Source organism: Vagococcus sp., assembly GCF_052102835.1.
Classification (GTDB): domain Bacteria; phylum Bacillota; class Bacilli; order Lactobacillales; family Vagococcaceae; genus Vagococcus.
This window is the reverse complement of record NZ_JBQEIL010000008.1, coordinates 104,483-114,838: the sequence shown is the minus strand read 5'-3', so window position 1 is coordinate 114,838 and position 10,356 is coordinate 104,483. Positions and strand designations below refer to the sequence as shown.

Below are 10,356 nucleotides of genomic sequence, written 5' to 3'. Positions count from 1 at the left end.
TTTATTAAGTATAGACACCTTATCTTTTTTGTTCAACTAAGTGTAACCTATTCAATGATTCATTGAGAATAAAGCTGATTGCTCTAAAATCAGCTTTTTTTATATCACAAGATTAGCACTCTGTTATTCTATCTGCTAACAATGTGAAGTAATTGTGTCATTTTTGTGTAAAAATCATTAAATTCTGACAATTCATTTGTCATCTAAACAACGGTATGATACATTAATTTTGTAAATCGCGAAAGGAAAATGGAAATGGATGATTTAACAAATTTTTTGAGATATTTAGATGTTGAGCGTCAATACTCCGTTTTGACTCAGTTAGCTTATGAGGAAGATATCGTGAGTTTTTACCATTTTTTAGATGAAACAGGAGAAGCTGATTTTAAATCAGTCACTGTTCAAGAAGTTAGAATTTATTTAGCCTATTTGTATGATAAGCGTTATAGTCGTAATACAATTAGTCGCAAAACCTCAAGTCTACGTTCATTTTATCAGTTTTTATTAAAAAATAAAGTTGTTCAAGAGAACCCATTTAGTTATGTTAGTTTAAGGAAAGGTTCTTTTAAATTGCCCCGTTTTTTTTATGAAAAAGAAATGGAAGCTTTATTTGAAGCAGTTGAAGGGGATGAGCCTTTAATTCAAAGAAATCGAATGATTTTAGAAATACTTTATGGCTCTGGTTTAAGGGTTTCTGAGTGTGTCGGTTTAAAATTAAGAGATATTGATTTTGAAAATCATGTTTTCTTAGTTCATGGTAAAGGTGACAAGGAACGTTATGTTCCATTTGGTACTTTTGCAGAAGAAGCAATGCAATTATTTATTGACAATGGACGTGTGGAGTTAATGATTTCGTTAGTTAATTCGCATAGCTTTTTACTTGTCAATCATCGAGGAGCCCCGTTGACAGCTCGCGGTGTTCGGTATATTTTAAAATCAATTATTGAAAAAAGTAGTTTGACGACCGATATTCATCCTCACATGTTACGCCATACATTTGCTACTCATCTACTAAATAATGGGGCAGATATGCGTACGGTTCAAGAGTTATTGGGACATGCTAGTTTGTCATCTACACAAATTTACACCCATGTGACGACAGAAAATTTACAAAAAAATTATCGTCATTTCCACCCACGTGCGTGAAGAAAACAAAAACTAAAATTAAATTGAAGGAGTTTTTTTATATGGGATATACAACATTTCATTCTACAACAATTTGTGCAGTCGAAAAGGACGGAAAATTTGCAATGGCTGGCGACGGTCAAGTTACAATGGGAGAATCTGTTGTCATGAAGGGAACAGCTAAAAAAGTTCGTCGTATTTATAACGATGAAGTTGTTGTTGGCTTTGCGGGAAGTGTTGCTGATGCCTTTAATTTAGAAGGAAAATTCGAAGCTAAATTAAACCAATACAAAGGTAATTTAATGCGTGCGGCTGTTGAACTAGCCATGGAGTGGCGCAGTGATAAAATGATGCAAAAATTAGAAGCAATGTTAATTGTTATGAACGATAAGGAAATGTTAGTTGTTTCTGGTACGGGTGAAGTTATTGCGCCAGATGATGGTATTTTAGCTATTGGTTCTGGTGGTAATTATGCCTTAGCAGCAGCGAGAGCAATGAAGCGTAACGGACGTGAAGGTATGTCAGCTGGCGAAATTGCTAAAGAATCATTAAAAGTTGCGGCTGATATCTGTGTCTACACGAATCATAATATTGTTTTAGAGGAACTATAAGGAGCGAATAAGATGAATACAAATACAATGCAAAAAACACCAAAAGAAATTGTAACAGAGTTAGATCAATATATTGTAGGGCAACAAGCCGCTAAAAAATCAGTAGCGGTTGCTTTAAGAAATCGTTACCGTCGAATGCTATTAGATGAGGAAATGCAACAAGAGATTACCCCTAAAAACTTATTAATGATTGGACCAACTGGTGTCGGTAAAACTGAAATTGCTCGTCGTTTAGCTAAAATTGTTAACGCACCTTTTATTAAGGTCGAAGCAACTAAATTCACAGAAGTAGGATATGTAGGACGTGACGTAGAATCAATGGTTCGTGATTTAGTTGAAGCAAGTATTGGTATTGTCCGTAAAAATAAATATAGCCAAGTTTACTCTCAGGCAAAAGCAGTAGCTGAGGAGCGTTTGGTGAAATTATTGGTTCCTGGAATTAAAAAAGAGCAAAAGAAGAATACAAACCAATTTGAAGCTATGATGCAAATGATGAATGGATTACAGGCAAACTCGACTCAAGAAGAACAAGAAGAAGTTACGGATAAGATTCGTGTAAGTCGTGAAACAGTAAAATCACAATTAGAAAAGGGATTACTTGAAAATCGTGAGATTACTATTGAAGTTGAGGAAAAGAAAACAGCTCCAAGCATGAATAATGGATTAGAACAGATGGGAATTGACTTGAGTGATACTTTAAATGCGTTAACCCCTAAAAAAACAGTGAAGCGAACGCTAACAGTTAAAGAGGCCCGTGAAATTCTGATTAATGAAGAATCTGAAAAATTAGTCAATGATGCAGATATTAATAGTTCTGCGATTGCTTTAGCACAAGATAATGGTATCATTTTTATAGATGAATTTGATAAAATAACTTCAAAATCAGAAAATAGTGGTCAAGTTTCTCGGGAAGGTGTTCAACGTGATATTTTACCAATCGTTGAGGGCTCTTTAGTTAATACAAAATATGGTGCGATTTCAACTGATCATATTTTATTTGTTGCTTCAGGAGCATTTCATTTAAGTAAACCAAGTGATTTAATTCCAGAATTACAGGGTCGTTTCCCAATTCGTGTAGAATTAGATGATTTAACAGCAGAAGATTTTGTTCGTATTTTAACAGAGCCTAATAATGCTTTAATTAAGCAATATATAGCGCTTTTAGGAACTGAAAATGTTGCAGTGACCTTTACTAAAGAAGCTATCGAAAGAATTGCCGAGATTGCTTATGACGTAAATAGTGAAACTGACAATATTGGAGCTCGCCGTCTACACACTATTTTGGAAAAACTACTTGAAGACTTATTATTTGAATCATCAGATATGCAAATGGGCGAGATCACAATTACAGAAAATTATGTTAATGAAAAATTAGATAAAATCGCAAAAGATGAAGATTTAAGTCGTTATATTTTATAATAATAAAAAAGAAGCGTTGTAGAAAGGCGGATAAGCCGTGGATTCGTTGTTAAATAAAACAAGGATGATTAATGAATTGCTTCAAAAAGAAAACGCATTGTCACTAAATTCTGATTTACCTTATAATCAGATGGCTGATATTTTAGGGGATGTACTAGATAGCAATGTTTTTATTGTAGATAAAAAGGGTACAATTATTGGTTATATTGTTTTACATCAAGTCAATAACGAACGAATTAATAGTATGTTGAGTATTCAACAGTTACCAGACTATTACGTAAACTTGTTAGAGAAAAATCATAAAACAAAAGAAAATATTCCTTTGACAAATGATTTAACTGTATTTCCTGTTGAACTAAGAGAGGAAGCCCCAAATGCTTTAACAACAGTTGTTCCTATTTTTGGCGCTGGTGAACGTTTAGGAACCATTGTTTTAGGAAGATTAGACCATTCATTTAACACTACTGACTTAATTTTAGCTGAATATAGTGCGACGGTTGTCGGAATGCAGATACTCTATCAGCAATCCCATGAGATTGAAAAAATCATACGTGAGACGACGGCTGTTCAAATGGCGATTGGAACCTTGTCTTATAGTGAACTCAAAGCAGTAAAGGCTATTTTTGCAGAATTAGAAGGTGAAGAAGGTCGTTTAACAGCGTCGACGATTGCTGATCGAATTGGTATCACACGTTCAGTGATTGTTAACGCTCTTCGAAAGTTGGAGTCTGCAGGTATTATTGAAACGCGTTCCCTTGGTATGAAAGGAACATATATAAAAATAATTAATCCTTTTTTTAAAGAAGAACTTAATGCAACGGAATTAATCTAATAAGTAGTTTGGAGGAGTCCAATGATTTTTTTAGAGAGTAGTACAAGTAGAGCTGTTTTGACAGCTCATGGAGCAGAATTACTAAGTTTTCAGTTAAAAGGTTTAGAATTAGAATATATTTGGCAAGGAAATGATGAGTTTTGGGGACGCCATGCGCCTGTTTTATTTCCAATTGTTGGGCGTTTGAAAAACAATGCTTACAAATATAAAGGAAAAAAATATGAGATGTCTCAGCATGGATTTGCTAGAGATAAAGAATTTGAAGTTGAAAAAAAGACGGAAAATAGTGTTACTTTTTTATTGAAAAGTGATGCAGAAACGCAAAAAATGTATCCTTTTGATTTTGAGCTACGCCTTACTTATCGTCTAGAAAAAAATGTACTCGATGTGACGTATGATGTTTTAAATTTGAGCGAAGAAATGTATTTTTCAATAGGGGGACATCCAGGATTTAATGTTCCGTTGGTTGAAGGCACGTGGTTTGAAGACTATTATTTGTCTTTTATGCCATCGAAAAGTCGTACGCAATTACCACTTGTTGGTCCTTTTATTGATTTGGAACATGCAACACTTGCTCAAACAAATACAGATATTATGATTGGACGAGAACTTTTTAGTGAGGATGCTATTATTTTAAGAACATCTGGACAAAATAGTTTTCAGATACTGTCTGATTTGACGGATCATGGTGTGAGGTTATCATATGAAGAAGCGCCTTTTGTTGGTTTTTGGAGCCTATCTGAAAAAGATGCCCCCTTTGTTTGCATCGAACCTTGGTGGGGAATCGCCGATTCTGCTGATTCAACGGGGAATCTTGAAGAAAAATATGGAATCAATTATTTAAAACAATCTGAAACGTTTACTGCAAATTATCAAATCGAAATTAATTAAAAAAAATCTTTTTTACCATGAATTGGTAGAAAAGATTTTTTTTTATTTATGTTCAAGTTCCAACTCACTTAAAATAATAGAAGCTGTTTCTTCAATCGAAAGTTGAGCCACGTTGATAATAATACATCCAATCTTGCGATATAATTCATGCGCAAATTTTAATTCATCTTTAATCGCTGAGATGTCAGAGTAAGCTGTGTCAGGGTTTAAGCCATAAGCTTTCATTCGTTCTCTACGAATAGTATTTAATACTTTTGGATCGTTTGTAAGCCCGACAATTTTTTTAGGATCTACTTCCCATAGTTGTTTTGGGATATGTGCTGTTGGAATGAGAGGTAAATTTGCAACCTTTAAATTTTTATTAGCTAAGAAGAGGCTGAGAGGTGTTTTAGAGGTTCTGGAAACACCAAGTAATAAAATATCAGCATCGAGAAAACCTTTTGGGTCTTTACCATCATCATATTTTACAGCAAATTCCATCGCGCTCATGCGTTCGAAATAATTTTTATTTAGGGGATGGCTAGCACCAGGCACACGTGCAGGTTCAATTTCAGAACGACGTGAAATTTCAAAAATCAGTGGTGACATGGGATCAAGATTAAACAAATTATTTTTTTGACAGAAAGTGACCGCTAATTTAACAAGGTTTTCAGAGACAAGAGTTTGTAGAACAATTGCATTGACTTGTTTTGCTAAATTTAATGCAGACAATAGTTCGGCTTCATCATCGACAAAAGCTTTGCGAATAACTTTGAAATGAACTTCTGCGTTTTCATATTGAACCATCGCTGCTTCGGATAGCTTTGCACCAGTCTCTCCAGCAGAATCAGAAATGATAAAAATGTAGATTGTTTGTTGTGACATAGGAACTTCCTCTCTTTACTTTTACTTTCTAAGTATTATATCATATAATTGAAGATGAGTAGTTGAATGATGGGGGTGAAAAAGTTGCAAAAAAAGATTGATGAATCTTTAGCCATTATGAAAGAGAATGGTTTGAAGTATACGAAACGACGTGAAGAGATTCTAACTTTTTTAGCACAAGAGGATCGCTACATAGGAGCAACTGAAATTTTTGATTATATGAGTCAAAAATATAAGGGGATGAGTTATGATACGGTATATCGAAATTTAAAAGACTTTACAAAGCTCCATTTATTAGAGGAAACAGAACTTATGGGTGAGAAAAAGTATCGTTTTCACTGTGATGTCTGTGAACATTCGCATCATCACCATCATTTTATCTGTACAGAGTGTGGAGCTACTCGAGAAATAAATCTTTGTCCGATGGATTTTTTAAAAGAGCAGCTTCCAGGCTGTGAAATAGAGGATCATCGCTTCGAAATTTTAGGAAAATGCAATAAATGTTTAAAAAAGTGAAACTGACAGTTGACTGAAAAATCTCAATTCGTTATAATATATAACGAACAGTTTTTTGTTGAGTTAATAATATGAAAAACGGTTATCAAAAGTTTGGAGGGAGGGATTTACATGTCTAAAACTGTTGTTCGTAAAAACGAATCATTAGATGACGCTCTTCGTCGCTTCAAACGTTCCGTTTCAAAAACTGGTACCTTACAAGAGTACCGCAAGCGTGAGTACTACGAGAAACCAAGTGTTAAGCGTAAGAAAAAGTCTGAAGCTGCAAGAAAGCGTAAAAAATACTAGTTTTTAATGAATGGGATCTGATATTATGACACTATTGAAGCAATTGAATAGTGATATAACAGTAGCGATGAAAAACAAAGACAAAGAAGCATTATCTATCCTTAGATTAGTGAAATCTGCATTGCAAAATGAAGAAATTGCTAAAGGAAGTCCATTATCAGCTGATGATGAACTGACTGTGGTGTCTCGGGAAATGAAACAAAGGAAAGAATCTTTAACGGAGTTTGAAAAAGCAAATCGAGAAGATTTGATTTTAAAAACAAAGCAAGGTATCGCCATTGTTTCACGTTATTTACCACAACCGTTAACGGATGGTGAGTTAACAGAGTTAATTCAACGAGCGATTGATGAAACCGGAGCTGATTCAATGAAAGATTTTGGAAAAGTAATGGGAATCATTATGCCGCAAGTTAAAGGTCGTGCAGACGGTCAAAAAGTTAATACGTTAGTCAAAAAATTAATATCATAATCCGCATGTTAGTTGAGATTTTCTCACTAGATAAAAAGGCATTGAAAGTTTAACTTTCATGCCTTTTTGTTTTTTTGTCAATAATCAATTGTTGGTGTTCTATTCAAGTTGTGGTATTATTTACAAGTATAAGAACATCAATAAAGGAGTTGCAGAATATTTGACAAATCATGAAATAGTGACTAAAGATATAACGATTAAGAACCAAGAGGATCTATCAGATCTATTTGGAGCTCAGGATAAAAACCTTAAACTTTTAGAAGATTACTTAAATGTTGAGATAACAACCCGAGGAGAAATAATCCATATTGAGGGCGAAGCGAACGATGTTCAGCAAACACATAACATTTTAAAAGTGTTACACGAATTAATCAGTCGTAGCCATTCTTTAAATAGTCAAGATGTGATAACGGCAATTAAAATGAGTCAAAGTCAAACATTATCTTCTTTTTTATTACTTTATGAAAATACGCTAATAAAAGATGCTAAGGGACAGGAAATAAAAATTAAAAATTTAAGTCAAAGACAGTATGTTAATGCCATTAAAACAAGTGATATTGTTTTCGGAATTGGTCCAGCAGGTACTGGTAAAACATTTTTAGCAGTGGTAATGGCTGTTGCTGCATTAAAAAATGGTCAAGTTCAAAAAATTATTTTAACAAGACCGGCTGTTGAAGCAGGTGAAAGTTTAGGTTTTTTACCTGGAGATTTACAAGAAAAAGTGAATCCTTATTTGAGACCAATTTACGATGCGTTGTATCAAATTCTTGGAATGGAACATACAAATCGTTTGATGGAACGTGGTGTCATCGAAATTGCGCCATTAGCCTATATGAGAGGGCGTACGTTAGAAGATGCATTCATCATATTAGATGAGGCGCAAAATACGACTAACGCGCAAATGAAGATGTTTCTGACACGTTTAGGTTATCGTTCTAAAATGATTGTTAACGGCGATAAAACTCAAATTGATTTACCTAAAGGAGTTGAGAGTGGATTGATCCACTCAGAACGATTATTACAAGGGATTAAGCGAATTGAGTTTGTTGAATTCTCTGCCAATGATGTTGTTCGACACCCTGTTGTAGCAGATATCATCAGAGCCTATGAAAGAAACTAAAAAAGATAAAAGGAGTAATCTTATGACATTCGACATAAAAAGTTTGCCACAAAAATTAGGTAAGAAATTTTTACCTATCCTTGTTTTGACGATGTCATTAATCTTGTTTGCTTTTATGTTTGGAAGTGTTCGTCAAAAACAAGTTGATTTTAAAATCGGTAAATTAGCCGAAGAAACGATTAGAGCGAATAAAACCATTGAGAATAAAAGAGAAACAGAAGAAAAACAACGATTGGCTACAGAAAGTGTTTCACCTGAATATACTTACGATGGTAACCAAGCTAAAGTTCAGGAAAATTTAATGACTAAGCTTTTTTCTATGGTGACAGAAGTTAATGATGAAGCGCAGAAAAAATATAATCAGAACTTAGAAAAAGCAAAAGATAAAAAAAGTGTCTCTGAGCTAACGGTTGAAGAAAAATTACCGATGTTGAAATCAAAGTTTGAAAAACTAAATGCAGACGATTTAACGTATTATCAATCATTTCCAGATAGTTTTTATGAACAACTTTTTGATTTGTCTCCCAATGAGCTCACAGCAACTAAAGAAGCGAGTTTAAAACTGGTTGATGAGGTAATGACAAAAAAAATTAGAAATTCTAATTTACAAATTGAAAAACAGGATGCATTAGAACGAGTCAATTTTTTAAATATTTCGACAACAAGTCAATCCATTGTTGGCAAAATTATTGAAAAGAGTATTGTCGTCAATGAAGTAGCGAATGAAAAAGCAACAGACAAAATGAAAGAAATTGCACTTAACACCGTTCAACCAGCCATGATTTATCAAGGTGAAATAATTGTTCGAGAAGGTGAACAGATTGATTCTAAAGCAATGGAAAAAATATCTTTACTTGGCTTAGATAATCAATCGACTTCAATTTTTCCAATTATAGCAGTATTATGTGTGTTACTTTTACAAATTATTTTAGTTAGTTATCTTTATTTTAAAGAACCAAATGAAAATCTGAGAAATACTAATTTAATGTTTTATTTTGTTGCGATTTTAGTATCTATTTTTTTGATGAAAGTCATCTTCTTATTTCAAAAAGACACGACAAATGCTGTTGGCTTGATTTTTCCAGCGGCGTTCGGTCCATTGGTGCTTCATCTTTTCTTAGGAAAGCGTTGGGGAATACTGTTATCTTTATTCCAGTCAATATTTTCAATGTTTATCTTTTATAATTTAGCGGGTACAACCTCGTTATTAGTCATCAGCATGCTATATGTTTTTGCTGGGAGCATCTCAACTTTCCTTGATCGGAAAAGAATTAGTGAACAATTAACACAAGCCTCATTTTTATTGATTGTCATGCCAATCCTTTTTACGGCTGTTTTATTAGCATATCAAGGGATGGGAATCACAGATAGTAAAACGTTAACCAATATCTTTTTCGCCTTCGTTAGTGGGATTTTTTCATTTATTCTTTCTATTGGACTTTATCCTTATATTGAATTACTATTTACGGATGATAGTGTCATTGTTTTAAATGAATTAAGCAACCCTACGCACCCGCTACTTAAAAAACTTTTAGAAGAAGCACCCGGAACATATCATCATAGTATGATGGTTGCCTCGTTAAGTGCGAATGCTGTTGCTGAAATAGGTGGTCGTTCCTTATTAACCAGAGTAGCTTGTTATTATCATGATATCGGTAAGTTAAAACATGCGAACTTTTTTGTTGAAAATTTACCAGCCGGGGCAGAAAATCCCCACAATTTCTTATTACCTTCGGATAGTAAAGAAATAATATTTGGACATGTTTCAGATGGTGTGAAAGTATTAAAAGAAGCAAAAATGCCACAATTTATTGTTGATGTTTGTCAACAGCACCATGGGAAAACACTGGTTAAATATTTTTATATTAAAGAACAAGAACGAAATAGTGAAACCAATGAAGCTTCTTTTCGTTATCCAGGCCCTATTCCACAATGTCGTGAAATAGGAGTCATTAATATTGCTGATAGTGCTGAAGCAGCGGTTCGTGCGATGGATAATCCCACAAATGAAAAAATTAGAAAATTTGTGCATGACTTAATTCAAGGTCGAATTGAAGATGGTCAATTGCTTGATTCTGGCTTGACACTAAAAGAGCTGAAAATCGTGGAGGATTCGATTGTGAATGGATTATGTAGTACTTTCCATTCAAGAATAAAATATCCTAAAATGAAATCCGAAGCTGAAAAAATGAAACAAGAACAAGAAGAAAGAAGGATTTAG

The 10,356-nt window shown here is 33.8% G+C and carries 11 protein-coding genes; 10 read left to right on the top strand and 1 reads right to left on the bottom strand.

Features of this window, described 5'->3' with window-relative positions; all coding sequences use genetic code 11:
• Window positions 1-249 precede the first annotated feature (249 nt).
• The 5 genes from xerC to ACTJFD_RS09095 are packed head-to-tail and all read left to right on the top strand — an operon-like array spanning window position 250 to window position 4,878.
• A complete protein-coding gene (xerC, locus tag ACTJFD_RS09115; protein WP_442261089.1) occupies window positions 250-1,146 on the top strand; it encodes a tyrosine recombinase XerC in 897 nt (298 codons plus the stop codon).
• 41 nt (window positions 1,147-1,187) lie between these two features.
• Window positions 1,188-1,736, top strand: a complete 549-nt coding sequence (hslV, locus tag ACTJFD_RS09110; protein ID WP_442261087.1) for an ATP-dependent protease subunit HslV — start codon at window positions 1,188-1,190, stop codon at window positions 1,734-1,736.
• A gap of 12 nt (window positions 1,737-1,748) precedes the next feature.
• Window positions 1,749-3,155, top strand: a complete 1,407-nt coding sequence (gene hslU / locus ACTJFD_RS09105; RefSeq protein WP_442261085.1) for an ATP-dependent protease ATPase subunit HslU — start codon at window positions 1,749-1,751, stop codon at window positions 3,153-3,155.
• A gap of 37 nt (window positions 3,156-3,192) precedes the next feature.
• Window positions 3,193-3,987, top strand: a complete 795-nt coding sequence (codY, locus tag ACTJFD_RS09100) for a GTP-sensing pleiotropic transcriptional regulator CodY (RefSeq protein ID WP_442261084.1) — start codon at window positions 3,193-3,195, stop codon at window positions 3,985-3,987.
• Between the two features lie 21 nt (window positions 3,988-4,008).
• Window positions 4,009-4,878: an aldose 1-epimerase family protein gene (locus ACTJFD_RS09095; protein WP_442261082.1), complete on the top strand. Its 870-nt coding sequence runs from the start codon at window positions 4,009-4,011 to the stop codon at window positions 4,876-4,878.
• Between the two features lie 42 nt (window positions 4,879-4,920).
• Here ACTJFD_RS09095 and ACTJFD_RS09090 read toward each other — a convergent pair whose 3' ends face one another.
• Window positions 4,921-5,742, bottom strand: coding sequence for a pyruvate, water dikinase regulatory protein (locus ACTJFD_RS09090; RefSeq protein WP_442261080.1), 822 nt, complete (start codon window positions 5,740-5,742; stop codon window positions 4,921-4,923).
• 69 nt (window positions 5,743-5,811) lie between these two features.
• On the opposite strand from ACTJFD_RS09090, the gene ACTJFD_RS09085 reads away from it, so the two are divergent.
• The 5 genes from ACTJFD_RS09085 (at window position 5,812) to ACTJFD_RS09065 (ending at window position 10,356) form a co-directional block, all read left to right on the top strand.
• A complete protein-coding gene (locus ACTJFD_RS09085; RefSeq protein WP_442261093.1) occupies window positions 5,812-6,258 on the top strand; it encodes a Fur family transcriptional regulator in 447 nt (148 codons plus the stop codon).
• A 111-nt stretch (window positions 6,259-6,369) separates the two neighbouring features.
• Entirely contained in the window at window positions 6,370-6,546 is a 177-nt protein-coding gene (rpsU, locus tag ACTJFD_RS09080) for a 30S ribosomal protein S21 (RefSeq protein ID WP_071456767.1), read from the top strand.
• A 25-nt stretch (window positions 6,547-6,571) separates the two neighbouring features.
• Complete coding sequence (locus ACTJFD_RS09075) at window positions 6,572-7,015, top strand: GatB/YqeY domain-containing protein (protein ID WP_442261078.1); 444 nt, start codon at window positions 6,572-6,574, stop codon at window positions 7,013-7,015.
• A gap of 160 nt (window positions 7,016-7,175) precedes the next feature.
• Window positions 7,176-8,135, top strand: a complete 960-nt coding sequence (locus tag ACTJFD_RS09070; protein ID WP_442261077.1) for a PhoH family protein — start codon at window positions 7,176-7,178, stop codon at window positions 8,133-8,135.
• A gap of 22 nt (window positions 8,136-8,157) precedes the next feature.
• Window positions 8,158-10,356 carry an HD family phosphohydrolase gene (locus tag ACTJFD_RS09065; protein ID WP_442261075.1) on the top strand — a complete coding sequence of 733 codons (2,199 nt, stop codon included), beginning with the start codon at window positions 8,158-8,160 and terminating at the stop codon, window positions 10,354-10,356.

Bases quoted from the DNA above. Each gene is read 5' to 3' on its own strand.
- xerC (WP_442261089.1), top strand. From the start codon at position 250: ATGGAAATGGATGATTTAACAAATTTTTTGAGATATTTAGATGTTGAG.
- hslV (WP_442261087.1), top strand. From the start codon at position 1,188: ATGGGATATACAACATTTCATTCTACAACAATTTGTGCAGTCGAAAAG.
- hslU (WP_442261085.1), top strand. From the start codon at position 1,749: ATGAATACAAATACAATGCAAAAAACACCAAAAGAAATTGTAACAGAG.
- ACTJFD_RS09095 (WP_442261082.1), top strand. From the start codon at position 4,009: ATGATTTTTTTAGAGAGTAGTACAAGTAGAGCTGTTTTGACAGCTCAT.
- ACTJFD_RS09090 (WP_442261080.1), bottom strand. From the start codon at position 5,742: ATGTCACAACAAACAATCTACATTTTTATCATTTCTGATTCTGCTGGA.
- ACTJFD_RS09085 (WP_442261093.1), top strand. From the start codon at position 5,812: ATGGGGGTGAAAAAGTTGCAAAAAAAGATTGATGAATCTTTAGCCATT.
- rpsU (WP_071456767.1), top strand. From the start codon at position 6,370: ATGTCTAAAACTGTTGTTCGTAAAAACGAATCATTAGATGACGCTCTT.
- ACTJFD_RS09075 (WP_442261078.1), top strand. From the start codon at position 6,572: ATGACACTATTGAAGCAATTGAATAGTGATATAACAGTAGCGATGAAA.
- ACTJFD_RS09065 (WP_442261075.1), top strand. From the start codon at position 8,158: ATGACATTCGACATAAAAAGTTTGCCACAAAAATTAGGTAAGAAATTT.